This window comes from Serratia sp. AS12 (assembly GCF_000214195.1).
GTDB lineage: Bacteria > Pseudomonadota > Gammaproteobacteria > Enterobacterales > Enterobacteriaceae > Serratia > Serratia plymuthica.
Map to the genome: position 1 here is coordinate 1,776,443 of NC_015566.1, position 26,825 is coordinate 1,803,267.

Annotated in this window: 20 protein-coding genes; 10 read left to right on the forward strand and 10 right to left on the reverse strand. The window is 57.3% G+C overall.

What is annotated here, in order from left to right:
- Positions 1-151 precede the first annotated feature (151 nt).
- Entirely contained in the window at positions 152-1,048 is an 897-nt protein-coding gene (locus SERAS12_RS08295) for a lysine exporter LysO family protein (protein WP_013812270.1), read from the reverse strand.
- 192 nt (positions 1,049-1,240) lie between these two features.
- On the opposite strand from SERAS12_RS08295, the gene SERAS12_RS08300 reads away from it, so the two are divergent.
- Positions 1,241-2,905 (forward strand): ATP-dependent endonuclease, encoded by a 1,665-nt coding sequence (locus SERAS12_RS08300; protein WP_013812271.1) that lies wholly within the window; start codon positions 1,241-1,243, stop codon positions 2,903-2,905.
- Positions 2,906-2,918: 13 nt separating this feature from the next.
- On the opposite strand, the gene SERAS12_RS08305 is transcribed toward SERAS12_RS08300, so the two are convergent.
- Positions 2,919-3,869: a VirK/YbjX family protein gene (locus SERAS12_RS08305; protein WP_013812272.1), complete on the reverse strand. Its 951-nt coding sequence runs from the start codon at positions 3,867-3,869 to the stop codon at positions 2,919-2,921.
- 485 nt (positions 3,870-4,354) lie between these two features.
- On the opposite strand from SERAS12_RS08305, the gene macA reads away from it, so the two are divergent.
- Positions 4,355-5,467 carry a macrolide transporter subunit MacA gene (gene macA / locus SERAS12_RS08310; protein ID WP_013812273.1) on the forward strand — a complete coding sequence of 371 codons (1,113 nt, stop codon included), beginning with the start codon at positions 4,355-4,357 and terminating at the stop codon, positions 5,465-5,467.
- Positions 5,467-7,413, forward strand: coding sequence for a macrolide ABC transporter ATP-binding protein/permease MacB (macB, locus tag SERAS12_RS08315; RefSeq protein ID WP_013812274.1), 1,947 nt, complete (start codon positions 5,467-5,469; stop codon positions 7,411-7,413). Before macA ends, macB begins: the two co-directional genes overlap by 1 nt.
- A gap of 136 nt (positions 7,414-7,549) precedes the next feature.
- On the opposite strand, the gene cspD is transcribed toward macB, so the two are convergent.
- Positions 7,550-7,771 carry a cold shock-like protein CspD gene (cspD, locus tag SERAS12_RS08320; protein ID WP_004942590.1) on the reverse strand — a complete coding sequence of 74 codons (222 nt, stop codon included), beginning with the start codon at positions 7,769-7,771 and terminating at the stop codon, positions 7,550-7,552.
- Positions 7,772-8,128: 357 nt separating this feature from the next.
- Between cspD and clpS the strand changes: the two genes are divergently transcribed.
- Both clpS and clpA read left to right on the forward strand, forming a co-directional pair.
- A complete protein-coding gene (clpS, locus tag SERAS12_RS08325; RefSeq protein WP_004928347.1) occupies positions 8,129-8,449 on the forward strand; it encodes an ATP-dependent Clp protease adapter ClpS in 321 nt (106 codons plus the stop codon).
- 27 nt (positions 8,450-8,476) lie between these two features.
- The gene (gene clpA, locus SERAS12_RS08330) at positions 8,477-10,756 is read left to right on the forward strand and encodes an ATP-dependent Clp protease ATP-binding subunit ClpA (RefSeq protein WP_013812275.1); all 2,280 of its coding nucleotides are present in this window, start codon (positions 8,477-8,479) and stop codon (positions 10,754-10,756) included.
- Positions 10,757-10,971: 215 nt separating this feature from the next.
- Here the strand turns inward: clpA and infA are convergent, their stop codons facing one another.
- The 7 genes from infA to trxB form a co-directional block, all read right to left on the reverse strand.
- Positions 10,972-11,190 carry a translation initiation factor IF-1 gene (gene infA, locus SERAS12_RS08335; RefSeq protein WP_002211347.1) on the reverse strand — a complete coding sequence of 73 codons (219 nt, stop codon included), beginning with the start codon at positions 11,188-11,190 and terminating at the stop codon, positions 10,972-10,974.
- 106 nt (positions 11,191-11,296) lie between these two features.
- Positions 11,297-12,022: a leucyl/phenylalanyl-tRNA--protein transferase gene (gene aat / locus SERAS12_RS08340; RefSeq protein ID WP_013812276.1), complete on the reverse strand. Its 726-nt coding sequence runs from the start codon at positions 12,020-12,022 to the stop codon at positions 11,297-11,299.
- 18 nt (positions 12,023-12,040) lie between these two features.
- A complete protein-coding gene (gene cydC / locus SERAS12_RS08345; protein ID WP_013812277.1) occupies positions 12,041-13,789 on the reverse strand; it encodes a cysteine/glutathione ABC transporter ATP-binding protein/permease CydC in 1,749 nt (582 codons plus the stop codon).
- Between the two features lie 2 nt (positions 13,790-13,791).
- Positions 13,792-15,558: a cysteine/glutathione ABC transporter permease/ATP-binding protein CydD gene (gene cydD / locus SERAS12_RS08350; protein ID WP_013812278.1), complete on the reverse strand. Its 1,767-nt coding sequence runs from the start codon at positions 15,556-15,558 to the stop codon at positions 13,792-13,794.
- Positions 15,559-15,735: 177 nt separating this feature from the next.
- The gene (gstA, locus tag SERAS12_RS08355; protein WP_013812279.1) at positions 15,736-16,353 is read right to left on the reverse strand and encodes a glutathione transferase GstA; all 618 of its coding nucleotides are present in this window, start codon (positions 16,351-16,353) and stop codon (positions 15,736-15,738) included.
- Between the two features lie 96 nt (positions 16,354-16,449).
- Positions 16,450-17,337 carry a LysR family transcriptional regulator gene (locus SERAS12_RS08360; RefSeq protein WP_013812280.1) on the reverse strand — a complete coding sequence of 296 codons (888 nt, stop codon included), beginning with the start codon at positions 17,335-17,337 and terminating at the stop codon, positions 16,450-16,452.
- Between the two features lie 78 nt (positions 17,338-17,415).
- Entirely contained in the window at positions 17,416-18,387 is a 972-nt protein-coding gene (trxB, locus tag SERAS12_RS08365; RefSeq protein WP_006324539.1) for a thioredoxin-disulfide reductase, read from the reverse strand.
- Positions 18,388-19,057: 670 nt separating this feature from the next.
- Here trxB and lrp point away from each other — a divergent pair.
- From lrp to serS, 5 genes are all read left to right on the forward strand, one after another.
- Positions 19,058-19,552 (forward strand): leucine-responsive transcriptional regulator Lrp, encoded by a 495-nt coding sequence (gene lrp / locus SERAS12_RS08370; protein WP_004928318.1) that lies wholly within the window; start codon positions 19,058-19,060, stop codon positions 19,550-19,552.
- 120 nt (positions 19,553-19,672) lie between these two features.
- On the forward strand, positions 19,673-23,245 hold the full coding sequence (locus SERAS12_RS08375) for a DNA translocase FtsK (RefSeq protein WP_013812281.1): 3,573 nt from the start codon (positions 19,673-19,675) through the stop codon (positions 23,243-23,245).
- A gap of 199 nt (positions 23,246-23,444) precedes the next feature.
- Positions 23,445-24,056, forward strand: a complete 612-nt coding sequence (gene lolA, locus SERAS12_RS08380) for an outer membrane lipoprotein chaperone LolA (protein WP_013812282.1) — start codon at positions 23,445-23,447, stop codon at positions 24,054-24,056.
- A 7-nt stretch (positions 24,057-24,063) separates the two neighbouring features.
- Positions 24,064-25,407, forward strand: coding sequence for a replication-associated recombination protein A (locus tag SERAS12_RS08385; protein WP_013812283.1), 1,344 nt, complete (start codon positions 24,064-24,066; stop codon positions 25,405-25,407).
- A gap of 109 nt (positions 25,408-25,516) precedes the next feature.
- Positions 25,517-26,809, forward strand: coding sequence for a serine--tRNA ligase (gene serS, locus SERAS12_RS08390; RefSeq protein ID WP_013812284.1), 1,293 nt, complete (start codon positions 25,517-25,519; stop codon positions 26,807-26,809).
- The last annotated feature ends 16 nt before the right edge of the window (positions 26,810-26,825 follow it).

Sequence of the window (26,825 nt, forward strand, 5' to 3'; positions counted from 1 at the left end):
TGCATTTATAATGCTTGTTTATGAGCATAGATCGGCAACCGGGGCTTAAAAAGGCTTTTGTGGTACTACTGTGGGCAAGTTTGATTTAGCGCAATTTTACCCTGCGGATGGGAATTATTACGCTTTACGGGGGCATAGCCCCCGGAAGAAATCACGAGAACAGGGCGATCAGTACCGGCGCCAACAGGCTCAGCAGGAACCCGTGCACGATGGCGGGCGGCACCATTTCCAATCCGCCGCTGCGCTGTAACACCGGCAGGGTAAAGTCCATCGAGGTGGCGCCGCACAGGCCCAGCGCCGAGGAACGGCTGCGGCGTACCAGGGTCGGGATCAGCATAATTGCCACCAACTCGCGCGCCAGATCGTTAAAGAAGGCCGCGCTGCCCAGTACCGGACCATAAGCGTCGGTGATCAGAATACCGGAAAGCGAATACCAGCCGAAACCGGAAGCCATCGCCAGCCCGGCTTTGATCGGCAGCCCCAGCAGCTGTGCCGCCAGCGCGCCGCCGGCCAGTGCGCTGAGCGTCACCACCACCGCCACCATCATGCCGCGCCGGTTAATCACTATTTGACGCAGCGTCATGCCGCTGTTGCGCAGTTGAATACCCACCAGCAGCAGCAGGAAAATCAACGCATATTCACTGCCCTTTCCGGCAAACTGCAGCCACTGCCACTGTGTCAGACCGAGCAGGAAACCGCCGAGCACTACGCCGCACAGTTTGAATGATTCCAGCGCCATATGCAGGCGCGAAGGCAGCCGTTCCTGTTTATGGCTGTTGCGCCAGGGCATTTTGCGTTCCAGCAGCGTCAGCATCAGCAAGCTGGCGGCCAAGATGCACAGGAAAAACACCGTGGCGTACTGGAATATCAGCAACAGGTTGCTGCTCAAATCCTCCAGAAATGCCAGGCTGATACCCATAAAAAACAGGATCACGTAAACCATCCAGCTCAGCAGACGGTTGATGGCCTGGAGTAACGTTCGGCTGCGCAAGGGGATGAGGTAACCGGCAATCAGCGGTAACAGAATAATCAACAGTCCTGAATACATGGTGAAGCTTACGTCCTTTGTTCTGGGGGCGGTGCGCGGATGACCGACGAGGCCCACACGCTAACCAAAACGATGGCCGGAGTAAAGCGGCAGATTTGATGCAGTCTGCTTGACCTGCAAGGGGTTTTTTGACCATGCTCTGGAAAGGTCACCTTCATTGAGGACGGTGACGGCACGCACGGGAGGCGGCAGATGTTCTTAGAGCGTATCGAGATTGTAGGTTTCCGCGGCATTAATCGGCTGTCCCTGATGCTGGACGACAACACGCTGCTGCTCGGCGAAAACGCCTGGGGTAAATCCAGCCTGCTTGACGCGCTGACCCTGCTGCTGGCGCCGGAGCAACAGCTCTACCGTTTTGAAGTGCACGACTTCCATTTTCCTCCCGGCGAAGAGGCGGCCAAAGACCGGCATTTGCAGGTGGTGTTTACCTTTTGCGAGAAAGACCTCGGGCACGCTCATCTCCCCCGGTATCGCCACCTGTCGCCGCTGTGGGTCAAGGGCGATGATAATCTGAACCGTATTTATTACCGTTGCGAAGGCGAACTGGCCGATGACGATACGGTGTGCACCTGGCGCAGTTTTTTGGACGCCGAGGGCAATGCGATACAACTGCATCACATTGAACAGCTGGCGCACGCCATTATCCGTATTCACCCGGTATTGCGTTTGCGCGATGCGCGTTTTATTCGCCGCTTGCGGCCCAGCACGCTCAATGACGAGCACCCTGCGGATAATCAGGCGCTGGCCCAGCAGTTGGATCAGCTGACGCGTGAACTGGTGCGCAATCCGCAAAAGTTGACTAACGCCGAGCTGCGTCAGGGGCTGGCGGCGATGCAGCAACTGCTGGAACACTACTTCGCTGAGCAGGGATCGCAGGTGGCGCGCCCGCGCAGGCACCGGTTGGATCAAGATCAGGATCAGCAGGCGTGGCGTTCGCTGGACAGCATCAACCGTATGGTCGCTGAGCCGAACAGCCGCAGCATGCGGCTGATTTTGCTGGGTATGTTTTCTACGCTGCTGCAGGCCAAGGGCAACGTCAAGTTAGATCCGCACGCCCGGCCGTTGCTGTTGGTGGAAGACCCGGAAACCCGGCTGCACCCGATCATGCTGTCGGTGGCCTGGGGGCTGCTCAACCAGCTGCCGCTGCAGCGCATCACCACAACCAATTCCAGTGAGCTGGTGTCGCTGGTTCCGGTGGAACACGTTTGCCGGCTGGTGCGCGAGTCGGGACGGGTTGCCACCTATCGCCTTGGGCCACGCGGGTTGGGGCCGGAGGATGGGCGGCGGATTGCTTTTCATATTCGCTTTAACCGGCCGTCATCGCTGTTTGCCCGCTGTTGGCTGTTAGTGGAAGGCGAGACAGAGGTTTGGCTGCTGAGTGAACTGGCGCGCCAGTGCGGCTATCACTTTGAGGCGGAAGGGGTGCGGGTGATTGAATTCGCCCAGTGCGGCCTGAAGCCGTTGCTGAGGTTTGCTCGCCGCATGGGCATTGAATGGCATGCGCTGGTGGACGGCGACGAGGCCGGGAAGAAATACGCCAACACCGTGCGCAGTTTGCTGGATAACCACGGCGACAGCGAGCGTGACCGTCTGACCGCGCTGCCGGCGCCGGATATGGAACACTTTATGTTCCGCGAGGGGTTCAGCCCGGTTTATCACCGCGTAGCCTCTGTGCCGATCAATGCTCAGATGCCGATACGCAAGGTGATCCTGAAGGCGGTGCATCACTCTTCGAAACCCGATTTGGCTATCGAAGTGGCGATGCAGGCCGGCGAGTGGGGCACCGATTCCGTGCCGCCACTGCTGAAGAAAATGTTCTCGCGTGTGATCTGGCTGGCGCGCGGTCGGGCGGATTAGGCGCCCGGCAGTCTTATCGGGTACTGAAATGTTCAGCCATTCCCTGCTCCAGTTCATCCAGCAATTGGTAACGACGGCGGTATTCCGCCCGTTTCTTGCTGACCACCTCATCGATCGGTTTACGCGTGATGCGCTCCGGCAGCAGGAAGTAGCCGCTGTCGAGCATCTTGCCGCCCATTGAGCTCCAGAACTGATCGTAATCGGCGTGCAGTTGATCTTTCTTTTTACTGTGATAACGCCAATTCTGATAGATATGGGTGGTATTGCCAACCGCCACTATTTGCCGGATGCCCAGATGGTGAGCCAGCGTGCAGATGCCTTCCAGCGCCAGCCGTTTCGGAAACAGCCCGTGACATTCTTTGGTGGCGTGCTGGATTTCCGCATGCGGCACCTGGTGGTTGGCTCCCTGCAAGCCGCCGATGAACAGCGTTGGCTGTTGCTGATAGTGCATCAGCACAAAGGTGATTTCCGCCAGCATAATGCCGCTGGCGTTACGCAGCAGCAGGGTGGCTTCCCCTTCTTTGTTCAAATGATCGATGGCCGACAGCTCCAGCGAAACCGATTCGCCGCTTTTGCCGCTGGCGGTGGCCAGCACAAAGGGGTTCTTCAGATGACCGATACGCATTTTCAGCGGCATGCGCTGCGCGCTGAGAGCGTAGTGATCGCGCAGAGCGAACAGGCACTCGATCTTGTTCATGTTAGCCGCCAGATAGGGGCGATGCAGCTTGCAGGGCAGATTGGGCTGTGCGCTCAGAATTTCATCCCGCAGAGGATTGGACGCCAGCGTGTTCAGCAGGGCGCCGGTAGTGCGCCAGCAAAACAGCGAGCGGCTGATAAATTTCAGGCGGAATGAGGTTTTTTTCCAGGCATTACTCGGCGCCATATCGCCATTAATCAGCGCCGTCATCAGTTGCCAACCGTTAAGCGGGCGTGCAGATACGAGTGGATAGCTGAGCTGAGACATGATGAAATCCTTGGCAGTGTCGAATAGCGCTATTTCAGCAAGCTTTCGCTAAACGGGAGTTCAATGCCTAACTGTAACCAAGGGTGTCTCCACATTGTGTTGAGCTAAGGTTTAGTTACACCCTATTGCTGTACACGGCGATTTTGCCCCGTTTCCGCCTGAAATTACCTTCTTGCGAAGAGCTGTCTCGTGCTAAAACGAGCGGCCAGGTTGCTTTCCCCAAATCATTCTCTGCCGCAACGTTTATCGGATGTTTTTGAGTTTAAGTAGTTGGAGATGCCGGGGATAATTTCATCTATTGCGGCCAGTTTCCTCCATGGTTTGCTCTTAATTCTGACTTAATGCGTACAAAGACCTGGAAGGTTATAATCCCGTTCAACTTATTATGGGCATGATGAATCACGGATTTAAACCGGATGAGATGCCGGGTAAACCGCCTGAGTTATTTGAAGTAAGTGATAAAAAACAAAAGGATGATGGTGTTAATGATGTTTAAAGGACATAAGCGACGCTGGGGCATCGCACTGATCGTCGTGGCGGCGATCGCCGCGCTGGCGATCTGGCATTTCAGCCGCCCGGCGCCAACCCAGTTTAAAACGGTGAAGGTGGCCAAGCGCGACCTGCAGCAAAATGTGTTGGCGACCGGCCAGCTTGACGCGGTGCGCAAGGTTGACGTTGGTGCGCAGGTCAGCGGGCAGTTGGAAAGTCTGTATGTTGAGATTGGCGACAAGGTGAAAAAAGGCCAGTTGCTTGGTGTAATCGATCCACAGCAGGCACAAAACAGTATCCGCGAGGGTGAGGCGACGCTGCGTGAATTGCACGCTCAGCTGCAACAGGCCCAGGCCGAACAACAACTGGCGGCGGTGACGCTGCAGCGCAATCAGGCACTGGCGAAGTTGCAAGCGGTATCGCGCCAGGATCTGGATCAGGCGGCGACGCAACTGGCGGTGAAGAAGGCGCAGGTCGGCACCATCAATGCGCAGATTGCCCGCAATCAGGCCAGCCTGGACACCGCTAAAATCAATCTGGCATTTACCCGTATTGAAGCACCGATGGACGGCGATGTGGTGCAGATCACCACGCTGCAAGGCCAGACGGTGATCGCCGCGCAGCAGGCACCGAACATTCTGACGTTGGCGGATCTCAGCACCATGCTGGTGAAAGCGCAGGTCTCGGAAGCGGATGTTATCAGCCTCAAACCGGGTCAGAAGGCCTGGTTTACCGTATTGGGCGATCCTAACCGGCGTTTTGACGGTGTGCTGAAAGACATTCAGCCGACGCCGGAAAAGGTTAACAACGCCATCTTTTACTATGCGCGTTTCGAAGTGCCGAACCCTGAAGGCCTGCTGCGTCTGCAGATGACGGCGCAGGTGCATATTCAACTGGCCGGCGTCAGCCAGGCGCAGGTCATTCCTCTGGCGGCGCTGGGCGATCAAATCGCTGATAACCGTTACCACGTTGCGGTATTGAAACAGGGCAAGGAAGAGAAACGCGAGGTGACCATAGGTCTGCGTAATAATATTGACGTACAAATTACGAACGGCTTGAGCATCGGAGATGACGTTATTGTCAGCCGCGGCGGCTCGGAGGCCAACTGATGGCGGCGTTGTTACAACTGAGCGGTATCCGTCGCAGTTATCAGTCGGGCGATCAGACGGTGGACGTGTTGAAAGACGTGAGCCTGAGCATCGACGCCGGTGAAATGGTGGCAATCATGGGTGCTTCCGGTTCTGGCAAGTCTACGCTGATGAACATTCTCGGCTGTCTGGATAAGCCCAGCGCCGGCGTGTACCGGGTGGCAGGCCAGGATGTGGCGACGCTGGATGGCGATGCCTTGGCCCGGCTACGGCGCGAGCATTTTGGTTTTATCTTCCAGCGATACCATTTGCTGCCTCATCTGAGCGCGGCGCATAACGTCGAGGTGCCGGCGGTCTACGCCGGGCTGGGCAAGGCAGCGCGGCGGGAACGGGCGGTAGCGCTGCTGCAGCGCCTTGGGTTGAGTGAACGCGTCAGCTACCGGCCGAGCCAGCTTTCCGGCGGTCAGCAGCAGCGCGTCAGTATCGCCCGCGCGCTGATGAACGGCGGCCAGGTGATCCTGGCGGATGAGCCGACCGGCGCCCTCGACAGCCATTCCGGTGAAGAGGTGATGACTATCCTCAAGCAACTGCGTGAGCAGGGGCATACGGTGATCATCGTGACTCACGATCCGGCTGTCGCTCGGCAGGCCGAGCGGATCATTGAAATCCGCGACGGCGAGATCATTGCCGACTCACGCCCGGAGCAGCAGGGCAATCCGAATGCCAAACCGCTGGAACTGGTCGCGCCGGCACCGTCGTGGCAGCAGATGGCCGGTCGCTTCCGCGAGGCGCTGGTGATGGCGTGGCGGGCGATGGCGGCGAATAAAATGCGCACTGCGCTCACCATGTTGGGCATTATTATCGGTATCGCTTCGGTGGTCTCGATCCTGGTGATCGGCGACGCCGCCAAGCAGATGGTGTTGGCGGATATCAAATCCATCGGCACCAATACGGTGGATATTTACCCCGGCAAAGACTTTGGCGACGACGATCCCACCTTTCGTCAGTCGTTGAAATATGATGATCTTGATGCGTTGCGTGAGCAGCCTTATATCAGCGCACTGTCACCGACCATCGCCAGCAGCATGCGACTGCGGTTGGGCAACGTCGATGTGGCGGCCAATGTGACCGGGGTCAGCGAGCAGTTTTTCCGCGTCTACGGCATGACCTTCACCCAAGGGGCCGGTATTGATCCGTTCCAGGTGCAATCGCAGTCGCAAACGGTAGTTATCGACGCCAACACCCAGCGCCGGCTGTTCCCGCATCAGAAGAACGTGGTGGGTGAGGTGATTTTGGTGGGTAACATGCCGGCAACGGTGGTCGGGGTGGCAAAGGAGAAGCAGTCGATGTTCGGTAGCAGCAAGACGCTGAACGTTTGGGTTCCCTACAGCACCATGGCCAACCGGCTGATGGGCAACGCCTATTTTGATTCGATCACTGTGCGTATCCGTGACGATTACAATAGCCAGGAAGCGGAGCAGCAGTTGACGCGTTTGCTGACGCTGCGTCATGGCAAGAAAGACTTCTTCACCTATAACATGGACAGCCTGGTGCAGACCGCGGAGAAAACCACACGCACGCTGCAGCTGTTCCTGACGCTGGTGGCGGTGATTTCATTGGTGGTCGGCGGGATCGGCGTGATGAATATCATGCTGGTGTCGGTAACGGAGCGTACGCGTGAGATTGGTATCCGTATGGCGGTGGGCGCCCGTTCCGGCGACGTATTGCAGCAGTTCTTGATCGAAGCGGTGCTGGTGTGCCTGGTTGGCGGTGCCCTGGGGATTACACTGTCCTTCGCCATCGGGTTGCTGGTGCAACTGGTGCTGCCAGGTTGGCAAATCAACTTCCCACCGGCGGCGTTGTTGAGCGCGTTTTTGTGCTCTACCGGTATTGGCGTGGTGTTCGGTTATCTGCCAGCACGCAGTGCTGCCCGGCTTAACCCGATCGATGCACTGGCGCGCGAGTAATAACCTATCTTCGTGGTATTTGACGCTGCGGCGTGATTAGCGGCAGCTTGACATTCATAGCGTATAATAAAAAATGCCAGTCATACGGCGGCTGGCATTTTTAGCGGGTTGCTTTAGGCTGGCTCTGCAACAGCGTTTAGGCCAGTGCCTCGCTTTCCAGCGGCACAATAAGACTCGCATGGTTCCCTTTTGGCCCTTGGTGCACGTCAAAACTGACCTGTTGGCCGGCTTTTAGTGTCCTGTACCCATCCATTTTAATCGTTGAATAATGGGCGAATATGTCTTCGCCGCCGCCTTCAGGACAGATAAACCCAAACCCTTTGGCGTTGTTGAACCATTTAACAGTACCCGTCTCCATGCTTTTACATCCCTCGCAACGCTATTTTAGGTGAGATGAATAACTGAATTCGCACCCGCCAAAGGCAGGTAGCAGATGAGCACGGGGCGGTTAAAAGACCACCAGCTCACGAATTTACACTCTAGAGCAAATGATCATCACGTCAAGGGATCGGCTTTTGTCCGCAGGAAGCAGTTCATCAAAGTTTGAAGCAGTTAACGCTATTGACATTGTTTGGTAACAATTTGTCAGAGATTTTTGCGCACGTTCCAGTACGGCGAGATGATGACGAAGATGATAAAATAGTAGTGATACCCCACTTTGAATAACCGGAACCTGTCCCCATATCAGAGGACAGAGCAGAGAAGATGAGCAGCAATGGGCAATAACAACGATTGGCTAAATTTTGAACACTTGGCCGAAGAAAAACAAATCGATGCGGTAAAACCGCCGTCTATGTATAAAGTTATACTTAACAACGACGATTACACACCGATGGAATTTGTGATTGACGTTCTGCAAAAGTTCTTTTCTTATGATATTGAACGTGCAACGCAACTGATGCTCACGGTCCACTATCAAGGCAAGGCGATCTGCGGTGTTTTTACCGCCGAGGTGGCGGAAACCAAGGTCGTACATGTGAACCGTTATGCAAGGGAGAACGAGCATCCGTTGCTCTGTACGCTGGAAAAAGCCTAGATTTTGGCAACTATTGGGGAGGTGCTTATGCTCAATCAAGAACTGGAACTCAGTCTCAACATGGCTTTCGCCAGAGCGCGTGAGCACAGACACGAGTTTATGACCGTGGAGCACCTGTTGCTGGCGTTACTCAGCAACCCTGCCGCGCGAGAGGCGCTTGAGGCATGTACGGTAGACCTGGCCGCTTTGCGCCAGGAGCTGGAAGCCTTTATCGAACAAACCACGCCGACGTTGCCTGCCAGCGAAGAAGAGCGCGACACTCAGCCGACGCTAAGCTTCCAGCGCGTGCTGCAGCGTGCCGTATTCCATGTGCAATCTTCCGGCCGCAGCGAAGTCAGCGGTGCCAACGTGCTGGTGGCGATTTTCAGCGAGCAGGAGTCGCAGGCGGCTTATCTGCTGCGCAAACACGACGTCAGCCGTCTTGACGTAGTGAATTTCATTTCACATGGCACACGTAAAGACGAGCCGGGCCAAGCGCCAAATGCGGAAAACCCGGTGAACGAAGAGCAGTCCGGAGGGGAAGACCGTATGGAAAACTTCACCACCAACCTCAACCAGTTGGCCCGTGTGGGCGGAATCGATCCCCTGATTGGCCGCGACCCAGAGCTGGAGCGCGCTATTCAGGTGCTGTGCCGCCGTCGTAAAAACAACCCGCTGTTGGTCGGCGAGTCCGGCGTGGGTAAAACCGCCATTGCCGAAGGGCTGGCCTGGCGTATCGTGCAAGGCGACGTCCCTGAAGTGATGGCGGATTGCACGCTGTATTCCCTGGACATCGGTTCGCTGCTGGCCGGTACCAAATACCGCGGCGATTTCGAAAAACGTTTCAAGGCGTTGCTGAAACAGCTGGAGCAGGACAAGAGCAGCATCCTGTTTATCGATGAGATCCACACCATCATCGGTGCCGGTGCGGCTTCCGGTGGGCAGGTGGATGCGGCCAACCTGATCAAACCGCTGCTCTCCAGCGGCAAGATCCGGGTGATTGGCTCCACCACCTATCAGGAATTCAGCAACATTTTCGAAAAAGACCGTGCGTTGGCCCGTCGCTTCCAGAAAATCGACATTACCGAGCCGACGCCGGAAGAGACCATTCAGATTATCAACGGCCTGAAAACCAAGTACGAAGCGCACCATGACGTGCGTTATACCGCCAAGGCGGTGCGTGCGGCCGTTGAACTGTCGGTGAAGTACATCAACGATCGTCACCTGCCGGACAAGGCTATCGACGTGATCGACGAGGCGGGCGCTCGCAGCCGGCTGATGCCGATCAGCAAACGCAAGAAAACCGTCAACGTTGCGGACATTGAGTCCGTGGTTGCGCGCATTGCGCGTATCCCGGAAAAAACCGTGTCGGCAAGCGATCGCGATGTGCTGAGAAGCCTGGGCGACCGTCTGAAAATGCTGGTGTTCGGTCAGGATCAGGCGATCGAAGCCTTGACCGAAGCAATCAAAATGAGCCGTGCGGGCTTGGGCCACGATCGCAAACCTGTCGGTTCCTTCCTGTTTGCCGGGCCAACCGGCGTCGGGAAAACCGAGGTGACGGTGCAGTTGGCGAAGGCGATGGATATCAAGCTGCTGCGTTTTGATATGTCCGAATATATGGAACGCCATACCGTCAGCCGCCTGATTGGCGCGCCTCCGGGCTACGTCGGTTACGATCAGGGCGGGCTGCTGACCGATGCGGTGCTTAAACATCCGCACTCGGTGGTGTTGCTGGATGAAATCGAGAAGGCGCACCCGGATGTGTTCAATTTGCTGCTGCAAGTCATGGACAACGGCACCCTGACCGATAACAACGGCCGTAAGGCGGACTTCCGCAACGTGATCCTGGTGATGACTACCAACGCCGGGGTACGTGAAACAGAACGCAAATCGATCGGTTTGGTTCAGCAAGACAACAGCACCGATGCGATGGAAGAGATCAAAAAAGTGTTCACGCCGGAGTTCCGTAACCGTCTGGACAACATTCTTTGGTTCAATCATCTGTCGACCACGGTGATCCAGCAGGTTGTCGATAAGTTTATTGTCGAACTGCAGGCACAGCTGGATGCGAAGGGCGTGTCGCTGGAAGTGAGCGACGAAGCGCGTGACTGGTTGTCGGTGAAAGGCTATGACCGTGCGATGGGCGCTCGCCCAATGGCGCGTGTGATGCAGGAAAACCTGAAGAAGCCGCTGGCCAACGAACTGCTGTTCGGCTCACTGGTGGACGGTGGCTCGGTGAAGGTTGAGCTGGACAAAGACAACCAGAAACTGACTTACCACTTCCTCAGCGCTCAGAAACGCAAAGCGGATGAAGGTGCGGTGCACTAAAGGCCGGCCATATGCAGATAATGAAAAAGCGATGCTTCGGCATCGCTTTTTTTATGGGTGAAAATCTGTCATCACCACTACAAAAATGACTGAGCCCTCTCGGTTTACCTGCGCTCTTGCAACTCGATGTTGAACGTTGCTACGGGGGTAAACGGAAAGGGCTCCGGAGGGGTTACATCCTCGGTGCCGCCATCGGCTGGCGACGAGTGAGCCGATTAACGGCTACGGAAGACAATGCGGCCTTTGCTCAGGTCGTACGGGGTCAGCTCTACAGTGACTTTGTCGCCCGTCAGGATGCGGATGTAGTTTTTACGCATTTTACCGGAGATATGTGCGGTTACCACGTGCCCGTTTTCCAATTCAACGCGGAACATGGTGTTCGGCAGCGTATCAAGAACGGTGCCCTGCATTTCAATATTGTCTTCTTTGGCCATCGAATCCTCTAGGTCTAACTACCTTAGTTTTTAACCGGCAAGATAATGCCGAAAAACCCACATTATGTAAAGACGTGTCGGTGAACATTGCACCGTTTCCGCAAAATTAGTTTGTTGGGGAGGGTGGTTCAGCCTGCTGTGGGGGTAAGACTTGCGCTGCCCAGCATTCCGGTGCTAACGGCTTGCGCTGAAGGTTACTGAGCTGCTGTAAAAATTGGCGGCGGGGGATTTCTCTCGCTCCCAGCGTGGCAGTGTGAGCGTTAAGCACCTGACAGTCAATCAATTCTCCGCCATAAGCGGCAAAATGCCGACAAAAAGCCAATAGCGCGCACTTGGAGGCGTTGGTGGTGCGACTAAACATCGATTCGCCGCAGAACAGCGCGCCCTGCGCCACGCCGTACATGCCGCCTACCAGCTCTTTACCCTGCCATACCTCGACTGAATGAGCGAGGCCGAGGTGGTGCAGATGCAGATAGGCGCGTTGCACCTCCGGGCCTATCCAGGTGCCCTCATGCGGCCGATCGGCGCAGGCGGCAATCACCGCTGCAAAGTCGTGATTTAGCGTAATGCGAAACGGATTGCCGCTCAGAAAGCGTTTCAGGCTGCGGCTGATATGGTATTGCGCCGGGAATAACACTGCACGTGGGTCAGGTGACCACCACAGAATGGCTTCCCCCGGCGAGAACCAGGGGAAGATACCGCGCTCATAGGCGGCCAGCAAACGCGGCGCCGTCAGGTCGCCGCCAATGGCCAGCAGGCCGTTAGGATCGCGCAGTGCGCCCTCTGGCGAGGGAAACGCGAGTGACTGCGGTGACAGCTTAACAATACGCATAAAAGGTCTCAGCGTCCTCTACAGGCCATTTTCAAGCGGTATTCCGCTGATGCGCTGGCGGAAACGGGCATAACGCCCTTGCCGGCGCATCAGGGTAAGGTGGTCGCCCTGTTCGACAATCCGGCCGCCGTCCATTACGCAGATGCGGTCAAGATGCTCGAGCCCATACAGGCGGTGAGTCACCAGGATCAGCGTTTTACCCTGGCAGTGCCGGCGCAACAGCGCCAGGGTCTGCTGCTCGGTTTCGGCGTCCAGACCCTCGGTCGGTTCGTCGAGCAACAGCAGCGGCGCCTGGTGCAACAACGCGCGAGCGATACCCAGGCGACGTTGTTCACCGCCGGAAAGCTGGCGGCCGCCATCTCCCAGCCAGGCGTTTAGCCCTTCGTTTTCCAACAACTTTTCCAGCCCGACCTGGCACAGTACGTCGCGTAACTGTTCATCGGGCGCCTTCGGGGCGGCGATGCGCAGGTTTTCCCGCAGCGTGTTGCTGAAAATATGCACCCGCTGGCTGACGACGGTGGTCATCTGGCGCAGCGTAGTTTCATCATAGGCGCTGAGCGGCTGGCCGTTGAGCAGCATGCTGCCGCTATCGGCGTTCCAGGCACGGGTTAACAACTGCAACAGGGTCGATTTGCCGCAGCCTGTGCGCCCGAGCAGCGCAATGTGTTCGCCGGCGGCAATCTCCAGTGTGACGTTTTGCAATACCGGCAGAGGTTGGCCGGGATAGGTAAAGGTGAGCTGTTGCAGGCTTAACGCGGCGCCGTTCCCGGCCGCCGGACCGCTGGCCGGGAAGGTGACCTCCGGCTGCCGATCGATAACCTGTTTCACCCGTGTGGCGGAAGCGATGACCTGGCCGAGATGCTGGAAGGCACCGGCGACCGGCATCAGCGCTTCAAACGAGGCCAGCGCGGCAAACACGAACAACGCAATCAGCGCGCCGGGTTGGGTATCGCCACCGATGCCGCCGGCGGTGAGCCACAGCAACAGCGTCACCGTCAGGCCGCTGGCCAGGATCATTACCCCCTGCGCGATCCCCCCCAGCGAAGCCTGTTGCCATTGGCGGCGCTGCCAGTGCCGTTCAGTGGCATCCAGACTGGCGCGGAAATCGTTGACTGCGCCGAACACCACCAGTTCGGCCTGGCCCTGCAGCCAGGCGGTCAGATCGGTGCGGTACTGGCTGCGCAGGGCGGTCAGTTGGCCGCCAATCGGCTTGCCGGCGCGGTAGAATACCGGCGGCACCAGCAACAGCAGCAGCAACAAAATTCCGCCCAGCGTCAGGGCCAGCGAGCTGTCCAGCCAACTGAGGCCGTAGGTGACCACCAGGATCACCACCGCGGCGCTGACTAACGGCGAGATCACCCGCAGATACAGATGGTCCAGTGTATCGACATCCGCCACCAGCCGGTTAAGCAGATCGGCCTGCCGGAAACGGGCAATGCCGCCCGGTGACAGCGGCAGGATCTTTTTAAAGGTAAATACCCGCAGATGAGAAAGAACGCGGAAGGTGGCGTCGTGGCTGACCACTCGCTCGGCGTAACGCCCGGCGGTACGGAAGATGGCTGCACCGCGTACGCCGGCAGCCGGCAACATGTAGTTGAAGGTAAACAGGCCCGCCAGCCCGGCGAGCGCCGATGCGGCGAGGAACCAGCCGGAAAGCGCCAGCAGGCCGATACTGGCCAGCAGCGTGACGATGGCCAGAAGGATGCCCAGGCAGATCAGCAGGCTGTGACGACGGTATAGCGCCAGGAACGGCAGCAAAACGCGCATGATTATAGCTCCCCGCTGCGGTGTGCGATCAGATTGGCGAACAACCCCGGTTGGGCGCTCAGCGTGGCGTAATCGCCTTGCTGCACGATCCGCCCGCCTTCCATGACCCAGATCTGGTCGTAATCTTCGGTATCTTCCAACTGGTGTGTGACCAGCAGGGTGGTTTGCTGATACGAGGCTGCGTTGAGCGCCTGCATGACTCGTCGCTCGCTGTGAGCGTCGAGGCTGGCGGCAGGCTCATCCAGCAACAGTAAACGGCGTGGGCTGATGAGCGCCCGGGCGACCGCCACGCGTTGTGCCTGGCCGACGGACAGCCGTGCGGCGCTATCGCCGACCTCAGTGTCCAGACCCAGCGGCAAATGCGGCAAGATCTCGCTGACGTAAGCCTGCTCCACCGCCTGTTGCAATTGGGCTTCACTCGCCTGTGGGTGGCCCAGCAGAATATTTGCCCGTAACGTTTGCGCCGGCAGGTGCGGGTTTTGTCCCACCCAGCCGAGCTGCCGACGCCAGCCTTCTGCCGACAGCTCACACAGCTCGGTGCCGTTGACCGTCAGTGAACCGCGGTAAGGCAAGAAGCCGAGCAGCAGATTCAGCAGGGAACTTTTGCCGGCGCCGCTCAACCCGACCAGAGCAATGCGCTGGTGTGCGGGCAGGGTGAAACTCAGAGGGCCGGCCAGCAGCACGCCGTTTGGCGACAAAATTTCCAGATCCTGCGCTTTTAGCTCCAGCGGTGCGTCGGTGTTCAGCTCCAGCGTGCCAGTGCCCCTTTGCTCGCCTTCGGCGCCGAGGAAGGTTTCCAACGCTTCTGCGGCGCCCACGGCCTGTGCTTTGGCATGATAGAAAGCGCCCAGATCGCGCAGCGGCTGGAAAAACTCCGGTGCCAGAATCAGTACCAGGAAGCCGGCAAACAGCGTAACGCCGGTGCCGTAACTGCCGAAATTCAGCTCGCCAAGGAAGGAGAAGCCAAAATAGACCGCCACCACGGCGATGGAGATAGAGGCAAAGAACTCCAGCACCGCCGATGACAGGAACGCCAGGCGCAGCACTTCCATGGTGCGGCTGCGGAAATCCTCGGACGACTTGGCGATCTGCGCGGTTTCCGCTTCAGCCCGGTTAAACAGGCGCAGCGTATCCAACCCGCGCAGGCGATCGAGGAAATTGCCGCTCAGCCGCGCCAACGCCACAAAGTTGCGTCGGTTGGCGTCGGCGGCGCCCATGCCGACCAGCGCCATAAACAGCGGGATCAGCGGGGCAGTCGTCAACAGAATCAGGCCGGCGGCCCAGTTGATCGGAAATACGGTTATCAGGATCAGCAACGGGATAAACACTGCCAGATACATCTGCGGCAGATAGCGGGAGTAATAATCCTGCATGTCTTCGATCTGCTCAACGATGATGCTGGCCCAACTGCCCGCCGGTTTACCCTGGATCCAGGCGGGGCCGAGCTGCTGAAGTTTATCCAGCACCTGCTGGCGCATACGCTGGCGGACCACCTGGCCGCAGATAAAACCAACGCGTTCACGCAGCCAGCTCAACAACGCGCGCAGCGCGAAGGTGGCGGCCAACCAGATAAACGAGGGGATCAACTGTTCGCGCGGGGCGTGTTCGATAATCAGGGCGTGGAGCAGGGCGGCTAAAAGCCATGCCTGCACGACAATCAGAATGCCGCTTATCAGCCCCAGCAGCATGGAAAGGCGCAGCCAACGCTGCGCCAACGTGCTCTGAGTTTTGAGCCAACGGGTTAACTGTTGCTGTCTGGTTTTTTTCATCAGATATGAGTCTGCGTCGCCGGTGCCTGTTGTTACAAGCAAGGTTAACGTACTGTTAAAAAAAGTGTTTGCCTCAACCTGAAGCGAACAAGCGAAGGCTAATGTTACCTCTTCACCCGGCAGACTGAAAATAATAAAGCGGTCAAATATCCCTATGACAGACTCTGGTCGAGAGGGTTATTTCACCTCCCGGCTGGCCGCTTCCGCCGCCAGGGCGGCTTGCACCGATTTACGCTGACCGATCTGCGCCATATACCGGGTTAACGAAGGCCAGTATTTTAACTCGATGGAAAATGGGGCCATCCAACGCAGTACGGTAAACAGATAGGCATCCGCCACGCTAAAGCGATCCCCCAACAGGAAATCCTGCCCATCCAACACCTGAGCGACATAATCGAGGCGGCGACGCAGCTTGTCGCGGAACAGTGTTTTGACCTCTTCCTGCAGGGTTGCATTGAATAGCGGGCTGGCTCCGGCGTGGATCTCGGCGGTGATGAAATTCAGCCATTCCTGCAAGCGCACCCGCTCGAAGGTATGGCTGGGAGGAGCCAGCGCGGCGTCAGGGCGCAGATCCGCCAGATATTGCACGATGGCAGCACCTTCGGTAATCACCCGGCCATCTTCCAGCATCAGGGCGGCGACGTAACCCTTGGGATTGATCTGATAAAAATCATTCCCGTCGGCGCTGCGCTTGCTGCGGTTATTGACCCGGATGAGCTCAAACGGCAATTCCAGTTCTCGCAGAACAATATGCGGGGATAGCGAACAGGCGTCGGGTGCAAAATAGAGTTTCATGAGAGTTCCTGAGGCAAAAAGCGATATCGCTTAACCGACAGCATGCCGCCGGTGCTGCCTGCAGAAAAATTAGAATGTCAGAAACCCGTCATCAGTTCAGCTACTGACGGGGTACGGCAGATGATCTCGCAGGTAGTGCAGCAGAGTGTGTACCGGCGCAGAGCTTGCGCCAGTGAACGAACAGACCAGGCCAAAATAACGGTACAGTGGGATGCTCAACGGCAAGGCACAAATGCCGGCGGTATCGGCCGGTATCACTGACGCAGGCATCAACGAAACGCCGACGCCTTCGCGCACCAGCGTCAGCGCGGTGCCCCAGTCGCTGACGGTCACACGTATGTCAGCCAGTGCAAGACCGGCCTGCTGTGCCAACCGTTGCGCGTTGAGGCTGCAGCCGCCGGTAGCCAGCACGAAGGGCAACCCGGCCAGTGCCTTAAAATCCACCGGTTGTCGACCCCTGGCCAGCGGGTGGTCGCTGGCGGTAACCGCAAGCCACAGATCTTGTCCCAGAGGATAGCCTTGTCTTTCTTCTTTTGGGTTCAACACCACGCCGACGTCGGCGGTTTCCAGTGCCAGCCAGTTTTCCACTTCTTGATCGGTGCCTTCCAACTGAATCAGCTCAATGGCGGGGTAGAGGCGGCGGAATTTACGCAATAGCGGCGGAAGCAAGAGGGCAAATGCCGAAGGAAAGCTGGCCAGACGAATTTTGCCCGAGTGCGCACTTTTCGCCTGCAGCGCGTAGTTTTGGATCGCATCGAGTTCGGCGAGCATGGCGCGGGCATGGATGACAATTCGTTCCCCGCTTTGTGTCAGCGTCACTGCATGTGGCAGGCGGACAAACAACTGCGTACTTAGGGCGTTTTCCAATTGAGCGATAGCCTGGCTGGCGCCGGACTGGGTCATGCCGCACTGATTTGCCGCCAGCGTAATTTTGCCGCTGTCGGCCACGGCGACCAGCAAGCGCCAGTGAAGAAGGTTTTGCATTGAATGCCCGTCCGCTCATATTTAAGGTACAAAAAAAGCGGCTGAAGCAGCCGCTTTTCAGGATAACAGAGCCTGCCGTTACAGCACTTCTGCGCCAGCGATGCCGTCCAGGTAACGCTCAGCGTCCAACGCTGCCATACAGCCGGTGCCGGCGGAAGTGATCGCCTGACGGTAGATATGGTCCATCACGTCACCCGCGGCGAATACGCCAGGAATGGTGGTCTGGGTGGCGTTGCCGTGAATACCGGACTGAACCTTGATATAGCCGTTTTCCAACTCCAGTTGGCCACCGAAGATGCTGGTGTTCGGGCTGTGTCCGATGGCGATAAATACGCCGGCCAGCGCCAGTTCCTGCGTTGCATTATCCGCTTTGGTACTGCGAATACGCACGCCGGTAACGCCCATCTGATCGCCCAGCACTTCATCCAGCGTATGGTCGGTATGCAGCACGATATTGCCGTTTTTCACTTTCTCCATCAGCCGGTCGATCAGGATCTTCTCTGAGCGGAAGCTGTCGCGGCGGTGGATCAGATGAACTTCAGCGGCGATGTTGGACAAATACAACGCTTCTTCCACGGCGGTATTGCCACCGCCGACGACCGCAACTTTCTGATTGCGGTAGAAGAAACCGTCACAGGTCGCGCAGGCGGAAACGCCTTTGCCCTTGAAGGCGTCTTCGGAAGGCATGCCCAGGTAACGGGCAGATGCGCCGGTGGCGATGATCAAAGCGTCACAGGTGTATTCGCCACTGTCGCCGAACAGGCGGAACGGACGGTTCTGCAGATCGACGCTGTTGATGTGATCGAACACGATCTCGGTCTGGAATTTTTCAGCGTGCTCGCGCATGCGCTCCATCAGTGCCGGGCCGGTCAAGCCTTCGGCATCACCAGGCCAGTTTTCCACTTCGGTAGTGGTGGTCAGCTGGCCACCTTGTTCCATACCGGTAATCAGTACCGGGCTCAGGTTTGCGCGCGCTGCGTAAACCGCGGCGGTGTAGCCGGCCGGGCCGGAACCCAGGATCAGTAATTTGCTATGTTTAGCCGTGCCCATGAATACCCTCTTTTCCCACAATGCGGACAATGAAACCGATTGTAGGGAAAATGCGACATTAAAAAAAGCGTCAGCAGATGTTGTTAACGATTTGTTTGATAGCCGTGACCTATTAATTATTGTTTTGCCGCCAAAACGAGCGTAAAACGCAGCAATTTAACTTATGGAAGCCACTTGCCGACGTTATGCGTTCGTTCTGCCTGAGACACCAGATTTACCGGGTTTAAGCCGCTTTGCTCTGCGAGGGTTAAGCCAGCGATTCATAACTAAAAATGGGGTGCTGACTTTTCATGACGGCAGGTTCTTCTGATTTTGCTTCTTTTACTTTGACAATCCGCTGCGCATTTGCGAAAACATCATAGGAAGAAGAAATTATCCCCCTACCTACAGTAAATCGTACGTATTTGCGGCGGCGGTGCGGAATTTTGCGCCATTGTCGAAGCGGAGAGCGGCAGGTGAGGGGAACATCGCGTCAGCGAAGGCAATTTCCTTCTTGAGATGAACGTCATTTGAATCCGTTGTGCAGGGTTGACAGACAGGTTGCACAACGATGAATGATGGTAGTGAAGCATATGACAGGCATCGGGTCTTCGCTTGGAACAAGCCCTTACACATTGACGTTGGCTAGGGTGTGGCAAGTGCAGGGAAGAAAATAAGAGAGACAATAATAATGGCAGACAATAAGAAACGCCCGGGTAAAGATCTCGACCGTATCGACCGCAATATCCTGAATGAGCTGCAGAAGGATGGGCGTATTTCGAACGTTGAGCTTTCGAAGCGCGTGGGGCTATCCCCAACCCCATGTTTAGAACGCGTGCGCCGCCTCGAGCGCCAGGGTTTTATTCATGGCTATACCGCCTTGCTCAACCCGCATTATCTGGATGCGTCTTTGCTGGTTTTCGTGGAAATCACGCTGAACCGCGGTGCGCCGGATGTGTTTGAGCAATTTAACTCAGCAGTTCAAAAACTTGAAGAAATTCAGGAGTGTCATCTGGTGTCCGGTGATTTCGACTATCTGTTGAAAACCCGCGTGCCGGATATGTCGGCTTACCGTAAGTTGCTCGGTGAAACCTTGCTGCGTCTGCCGGGGGTTAACGATACCCGTACGTACGTGGTCATGGAAGAAGTCAAACAGAGTAACCGTCTGGTTATCAAAACACGGTAAGGTGCAGGTGCAAAACCTGATTAAATTGGTTACACTCCTGTTTATTCATACAGTTTCGGCGCCGGGGAAGCTTCTCGGCGCTGTTGCTATGTCAGCTAACAGGAACCTGGAGAGCCTTTCTTGAGCCAGGAATATACAGAAGATAAAGAAGTTACCCTGAAAAAACTCAGCAGTGGCCGCCGTTTGCTTGAAGCTGTGTTGATTGTGGTAGCCATTTTTGCCGTTTACCTCATGGCTGCCTTGGTCAGTTTCAATCCGTCTGACCCAAGTTGGTCGCAGACCGCGTGGCATGAGCCGATTCATAACCTGGGCGGTGGCGTCGGAGCCTGGATGGCCGACACGCTGTTCTTCACCTTCGGGGTACTTGCTTACGCAATACCGCCGATCATGCTGGTTTTGTGCTGGGCGGCTTACCGTCAGCGCGACAGCGGCGATTACATCGACTATTTTGCGCTCTCACTGCGCCTTATCGGCACGCTGGCGCTGGTGCTCACCTCGTGTGGCCTGGCGGCACTGAATGTCGACGATCTCTATTACTTCGCTTCCGGCGGCGTTATCGGCAGTTTGCTGAGCAACGCCATGCTGCCGTGGTTCAACGGCATTGGCGCAACGCTGGCATTATTGTGCGTATGGGCCGCAGGGCTCACGCTGTTTACCGGCTGGTCCTGGTTGGTGATCGCCGAGAGAATCGGCGGTGTGGTGCTGGGTACGGCCACTTTCATGACCAACCGTTCACGCCGTGAGGAGCGTTATCGCGACGATGACGACCGCTACGTGGACGACGAGCCGGAGCCGGCAGGGAAGGGTGCAGCCGTTGCTGTAGCCGCCTCTGCGGTTGCGGCCAATGCGGCGGAAGCGGAAGATGACGTACTGTTCTCTGCACCTTCGGTAACGGATGCCGCCAACACCGCAGCAGAAGAGGCTGAAGATCCGCTGCTCAACGGCTTGCGGGCTAACGACGATGCCGATGTGGCACCTGTCGCGCCGGCGGCTGTCAGCACGCCGGTAACGCCTGCTCCCGCGCCGATAGCGGCCCCGGTGACGGCACCCGCAGTAACGGCAGCGCCAACGGCTCCGGCCTCGGTGAACCAACACCCGATGAGTGCTGCGGTGGAGAACGCCGCGCCACCGTTGTATTCGTTTGAAATCCCTGAAGAGACGCCAGCGCCGAAAATGACGCGCCCGGCCGATCCTTACCGGGACGATGACGAGCCGCGTTTGGGACATTGGGACGCACCGGCCGTATCTCAGCCGCGTGATCGCTCACCGTTTGATTTCTCTGCGGCTCAGCGTGACAACGTTGACGTTGGCATCTCGACCGGCTTTAGTGCCGGCGAGCCTGACGTTACGGCGTTTGGCAGCATGAAACCGCAGGCAGAAGCCGCAGCGGCGGTCGTTGCCGCCAATACCTTTATGCCGGCCTTTACGGCCACCAGCGACGGTAACTCGCAGGTGAAACAGGGCATCGGCCCCGAGTTGCCGCGGCCGAATCCGGTGCGTATTCCTACCCGGCGCGAGCTGGCTTCTTACGGCATCAAACTGCCTTCGCAGCGTGTAGCCGAGCAGGAACAGCGTCCCCGCGATGATCAACCGCTGCAAACTGCGGAAAGCCATCAGCAAGATGAAGAAGCCTTGCAGGAAGCGGCGCTGCGTCAGGCGTTTGCCGAACAGCAAAGCCAGCGCTACGGTGAGGAATACCCGCAAGAGAATCAAGATGATGAGCAAGCCTTGCAGGAAGCGGCGTTGCGTCAGGCGTTTGCCGAGCAACAGCAGGCACGCTATGGCCAGCAGGAGCCTGTGCCATCGGCGCCGATCGCCAATCCGGTAGATACCCGCAACGCGTTCAGCTTCTCGCCGATGGATGATTTGGTCGATGATAGCCCGAGTGAACCCTTGTTCACTCTGTCGCCGCAGCTTGAAGAGCGTATCGAGCAGCAAAGCGAACGTGAAGAAGATGTCCCCTTTGGCCAGTTTGAGCCAGCGGCACCGGCTTATTCGCCGCCGTCTCAGACTCCGGCGCCGCAGCCATACCAGCCTGCTCAACCTGCTTACCAGCAAGCACCACAGCAGCAGCCGGTACCGCAGCAACCGCCAGCTTATCAGCAACCTGTGGCGCAACCGGCTCCGGCCACACCGCAGCAGCCGGCGATGGACAGCCTGATTCATCCGTTCCTGATGCGCAACGATATGCCGTTGCAAAAACCGACCACGCCGTTGCCGACGCTGGATCTGCTGACCGAAGCCCCGAAAGAGGTGGAGCCGGTGGACTCTTTCGCGTTGGAGCAGAAGGCGCGTTTGGTGGAAGCGAGTTTGGCCGACTACCGGGTGAAAGCCGACGTAGTGGATATTTTACCTGGCCCGGTTATTACCCGCTTTGAGCTGGATTTGGCACCGGGGGTCAAGGCCGCGCGGATTTCCAACCTGTCACGCGATCTGGCGCGCTCCCTGTCAACTTCCGCCGTGCGTGTGGTAGAGGTCATTCCCGGCAAGCCTTATGTCGGATTGGAGTTGCCTAACGTTAAGCGTCAGACGGTTTATCTGCGCGAAGTGCTGGATTGCCCAGCGTTCCGCGACAATCCGTCGCCGCTGGCGATCGTTCTGGGTAAAGACATTTCCGGTGAGCCGGTGGTGGCCGATTTGGCTAAAATGCCACACCTGCTGGTGGCGGGTACCACGGGCTCCGGTAAGTCGGTTGGGGTCAATGCCATGATCCTGAGCATCTTGTATAAGGCCACACCGAAAGAAGTGCGCTTTATCATGATTGACCCGAAAATGCTGGAACTGTCGGTTTATGAAGGCATCCCGCACCTGTTGACGGACGTTGTGACCGATATGAAAGACGCCGCTAACGCCCTGCGTTGGTGTGTTGCGGAGATGGAGCGTCGCTACAAGCTGATGTCTGCACTCGGCGTGCGTAACCTGGCCGGTTATAACGAACGCGTTGATCAGGCTGAAGCGATGGGGCGCCCGATCCCGGATCCTTTCTGGAAGCCAAGCGATAGCATGGACATTACGCCGCCGGTGTTGGAGAAAGAGCCTTACATCGTGGTGATGGTGGACGAATTCGCCGATCTGATCATGACGGTGGGCAAGAAGGTTGAGGAACTGATCGCTCGTTTGGCACAGAAAGCACGTGCTGCGGGGATCCACCTGGTGCTGGCGACCCAGCGTCCGTCGGTGGATGTGATCACCGGCCTGATCAAGGCCAACATCCCAACCCGTATCGCCTTTACCGTATCCAGCAAGATTGACTCACGCACTATCCTCGATCAGGGCGGTGCCGAATCTCTGCTGGGGATGGGTGACATGCTGTATCTGGCGCCTAACTCCTCCATTCCTGTACGTGTGCATGGTGCATTTGTGCGCGATCAGGAAGTGCATGCGGTGGTCAAGGATTGGAAAGCGCGTGAGCGGCCTCAATATAAAGAGGGTATCCTCAGCGCCGGTGACGACGGTGAGGGTGGCGCTGGTGGCGGCCTGGAAGGTGACGAAGAGCTGGATCCGCTGTTTGATCAGGCGGTGGAGTTTGTGGTGGATAAACGCCGCGCCTCTATCTCCGGCGTGCAGCGTCAGTTCCGCATCGGCTATAACCGCGCTGCGCGCATCATCGAACAGATGGAAGCTCAGGGCATTGTCAGCGAGCAGGGGCATAACGGCAACCGCGAGGTGCTGGCACCGCCACGGCATGACTGATGAAGCTTTAATCGTTGTTATTCAATAATAAAGGGCCGCTTAGCGGCCCTTGTGCAAAGAAGCGTAAACCCGTCTGCTTCTCGGAACATTGGCCTATCTGCCGGCTTGTGGCTTCGGGTAAAGTAACGTTGGTTAAGGGTTAATTTGACCCGCACGGCACCGCCTTGCGGTTAACGCATTTCATAAGGTATCTGGAATAATGAAAAAACTGTTGGTTGCCTGTTGTCTGCTTTCGGGATTCGCTTCCACCTCTGTGCTGGCCGACGCCGCACAGGATCTGCAAAGTCGTCTGGCGAAAGTGAACAGTTTCCACGCCAGTTTCTCCCAGACCGTGACCAGCAGCGATGGCGCTGCGGTACAGCAGGGCGAAGGCGAATTGTGGGTGAAACGCCCGAATCTGTTTAACTGGCACATGACCTCACCTGACGAGAGCGTGCTGGTATCGGATGGCCAAACCCTGTGGTTTTATAACCCGTTTGTCGAGCAGGTCACTGCCACCTGGCTGAAAAATGCCACCGGCAACACGCCGTTTATGCTGATCACCCGCAACGATGCCAATGACTGGAAACAGTATAATGTGAAGCAGAAAGGCGACGATTTTGAGCTGACGCCAAAATCCAGCAGCGGTAACCTGAAACAGTTCGCCATTACTGTGACCAACAGCGGGACTATCCGCAGTTTTGCCGCAGTTGAGCAGGACGGCCAGCGCAGCTCTTACGCGCTGAAAAGTCAGCAAAACACCGCTGTTGACGCTGCCAAATTCAAATTTACCCCGCCGAAGGGGGTGACGCTGGACGACCAGCGCCAGTGAGGCCCGCGTGAGTAATATGTCGCTCGATTTTTCCCAGAATGAGTTCCAGCCGTTGGCCGCGCGAATGCGGCCAACCACGCTGGCGCAGTACATCGGCCAGCAACACTTGCTGGCTGCCGGCAAGCCTTTGCCGCGTGCCATCGAGGCAGGGCAACTGCATTCGATGATTCTGTGGGGGCCGCCGGGCACCGGGAAAACGACGCTGGCAGAGCTGATCGGTCGTTACGGCCAGGCGGATGTCGAGCGGATTTCCGCCGTCACGTCCGGCATCAAAGAGATCCGCGAGGCGATCGAACGCGCACGACAGAACCGTGACGCCGGTCGCCGCACTATTTTGTTTGTCGATGAGGTGCACCGCTTCAATAAAAGCCAGCAGGATGCTTTCCTGCCGCATATTGAAGATGGCACCATCACCTTTATCGGCGCGACGACCGAAAACCCGTCTTTTGAGCTCAATTCGGCGCTGCTTTCACGCGCCCGGGTGTATTTGTTGAAAGCGCTGACCGCCGAAGATATCAGCCAGGTGCTGGATCAGGCGATGAAGGACAATAGCCGGGGGTTCGGTGGCCAGAATATCGAGCTGCCCGAAGAGACGCGCCGCATGCTGTCGGAGCTGGTGGGCGGCGATGCGCGCCGGGCGCTGAACAGCCTGGAGATGATGGCGGATATGGCGGAAATCGACGCCAAAGGCATCCGCGTTTTGACGCCGTCATTGTTAAAAGAGGTCTCCGGTGAACGCAGTGCGCGCTTCGACAATAAAGGCGATCGTTATTACGATTTGATCTCGGCGCTGCATAAATCGGTGCGCGGTTCGGCACCGGATGCCGCGCTGTACTGGTATGCGCGCATTATTACCGCCGGTGGCGATCCGCTGTATGTGGCGCGTCGCCTGTTGGCGATTGCGTCCGAGGATGTCGGCAATGCCGATCCGCGCGGCATGCAGGTGGCGATTGCGGCCTGGGATTGCTTTACCCGCGTCGGCCCGGCGGAGGGCGAACGGGCAATTGCCCAGGCCATCGTCTATCTGGCCTGCGCGCCGAAAAGCAACGCCGTGTACACCGCTTTCAAAGCGGCGATGCGCGACGCCCGAGAGATGGCTGATTACGACGTACCGGAGCACCTGCGCAATGCGCCGACCAAGCTGATGAAGGAAATGGGGTTAGGCGCGGAGTATCGCTACGCGCACGACGAACCCAATGCTTATGCCGCCGGGGAGGACTATTTCCCACCTGAAATGGCCAAGACCCGTTACTATCATCCGACCGCACGCGGACTGGAAGGCAAAATCGGTGAAAAGCTGGCATGGCTGGCTGAGCAGGATCAAAATAGCCCGACAAAACGCTACCGCTAGCGTTGCCGTTGCGGTAAGGTTACCGGGCATCACTCTTTCTTTATACGGCTTATATTCAGCCGTATAAAACGACAAATTTTCTTTCAATAACAATAAGCACAGGATTAGCATGCTCGATCCCAATCTGCTGCGTAATGAGCTAGACGCAGTCGCCGTCAAACTGGCTCGCCGAGGCTTTAAACTCGATCTGGATCTGCTGCGTTCGCAAGAAGAGCGCCGCAAAGTTCTGCAGGTAGAATCCGAAACGCTGCAGGCAGAACGTAACTCCCGATCGAAATCCATCGGCGCGGCTAAAGCACGCGGGGAAGACATTGAGCCGCTGCGTCGTGAAGTGAACGAACTGGGTGATAAGCTGGATGTTGCCAAGGCCGCATTGGATACCTTGCAGACCGAAATCCGCGATTACGCCCTGACGTTGCCGAACCTGCCTGACGATGCCGTGCCGAACGGTAAAGATGACAGCGAGAACCAGGAAGTGTGCCGCTGGGGCGAACCGCGCCAGTACGATTTCCAGGTGCGCGATCACGTCGATCTGGGTGAAATGGCCGGTGGGCTGGATTTCGCTGCAGCGGTAAAATTGACGGGTTCACGCTTTGTGGTGATGAAAGGGCAGGTCGCCCGCATGCACCGCGCGCTGTCGCAATTCATGCTGGATCTGCATACGGAACAACACGGCTATCTGGAAGCCTACGTGCCGTACCTGGTCAACCACGCCACGTTGTATGGCACCGGTCAGTTACCGAAGTTTGGCGATGATCTGTTCCATACCAAACCGTTGGAAGAAGAGTCCGACAGCAGCAACTATGCGCTGATCCCAACGGCGGAAGTGCCGTTGACCAATCTGGTGCGCGACGAGATCCTGGAAGAGGAATCCTTGCCGCTGAAGATGACCGCGCACACGCCATGTTTCCGTGCGGAAGCCGGTTCGTATGGGCGTGACACCCGTGGTTTGATCCGCATGCACCAGTTCGACAAGGTCGAGATGGTACAGATCGTTCGCCCGGAAGATTCCATGGCGGCGTTGGAAGAACTGACCGGCCATGCCGAGAAAGTGCTGCAACTGCTGAACCTGCCGTACCGTAAAGTCTTGCTGTGTACCGGTGACATGGGCTTCGGCGCTTGCAAGACCTACGATCTGGAAGTGTGGCTGCCGGCGCAAGACACCTACCGTGAAATCTCTTCCTGTTCAAACATGTGGGATTTCCAGGCGCGCCGCATGCAGGCACGTTGCCGCAGCAAAACCGAGAAGAAACCGCGTTTGGTGCACACGCTGAACGGTTCTGGTCTGGCTGTGGGGCGTACGCTGGTAGCCGTGCTGGAAAACTACCAGCAGGCCGACGGCCGCATTCAGGTGCCGGAAGTTCTGCGCCCTTACATGAATGGTCTGGAATATATCGGCTGATAAGCAAACCAATAAG

Bases quoted from the DNA above. Each gene is read 5' to 3' on its own strand.
- SERAS12_RS08295 (WP_013812270.1), bottom strand. From the start codon at position 1,048: ATGTATTCAGGACTGTTGATTATTCTGTTACCGCTGATTGCCGGTTAC.
- SERAS12_RS08300 (WP_013812271.1), top strand. From the start codon at position 1,241: ATGTTCTTAGAGCGTATCGAGATTGTAGGTTTCCGCGGCATTAATCGG.
- SERAS12_RS08305 (WP_013812272.1), bottom strand. From the start codon at position 3,869: ATGTCTCAGCTCAGCTATCCACTCGTATCTGCACGCCCGCTTAACGGT.
- macA (WP_013812273.1), top strand. From the start codon at position 4,355: ATGATGTTTAAAGGACATAAGCGACGCTGGGGCATCGCACTGATCGTC.
- macB (WP_013812274.1), top strand. From the start codon at position 5,467: ATGGCGGCGTTGTTACAACTGAGCGGTATCCGTCGCAGTTATCAGTCG.
- cspD (WP_004942590.1), bottom strand. From the start codon at position 7,771: ATGGAGACGGGTACTGTTAAATGGTTCAACAACGCCAAAGGGTTTGGG.
- clpS (WP_004928347.1), top strand. From the start codon at position 8,129: ATGGGCAATAACAACGATTGGCTAAATTTTGAACACTTGGCCGAAGAA.
- clpA (WP_013812275.1), top strand. From the start codon at position 8,477: ATGCTCAATCAAGAACTGGAACTCAGTCTCAACATGGCTTTCGCCAGA.
- infA (WP_002211347.1), bottom strand. From the start codon at position 11,190: ATGGCCAAAGAAGACAATATTGAAATGCAGGGCACCGTTCTTGATACG.
- aat (WP_013812276.1), bottom strand. From the start codon at position 12,022: ATGCGTATTGTTAAGCTGTCACCGCAGTCACTCGCGTTTCCCTCGCCA.
- cydC (WP_013812277.1), bottom strand. From the start codon at position 13,789: ATGCGCGTTTTGCTGCCGTTCCTGGCGCTATACCGTCGTCACAGCCTG.
- cydD (WP_013812278.1), bottom strand. From the start codon at position 15,558: ATGAAAAAAACCAGACAGCAACAGTTAACCCGTTGGCTCAAAACTCAG.
- gstA (WP_013812279.1), bottom strand. From the start codon at position 16,353: ATGAAACTCTATTTTGCACCCGACGCCTGTTCGCTATCCCCGCATATT.
- SERAS12_RS08360 (WP_013812280.1), bottom strand. From the start codon at position 17,337: ATGCAAAACCTTCTTCACTGGCGCTTGCTGGTCGCCGTGGCCGACAGC.
- trxB (WP_006324539.1), bottom strand. From the start codon at position 18,387: ATGGGCACGGCTAAACATAGCAAATTACTGATCCTGGGTTCCGGCCCG.
- lrp (WP_004928318.1), top strand. From the start codon at position 19,058: ATGGCAGACAATAAGAAACGCCCGGGTAAAGATCTCGACCGTATCGAC.
- lolA (WP_013812282.1), top strand. From the start codon at position 23,445: ATGAAAAAACTGTTGGTTGCCTGTTGTCTGCTTTCGGGATTCGCTTCC.
- serS (WP_013812284.1), top strand. From the start codon at position 25,517: ATGCTCGATCCCAATCTGCTGCGTAATGAGCTAGACGCAGTCGCCGTC.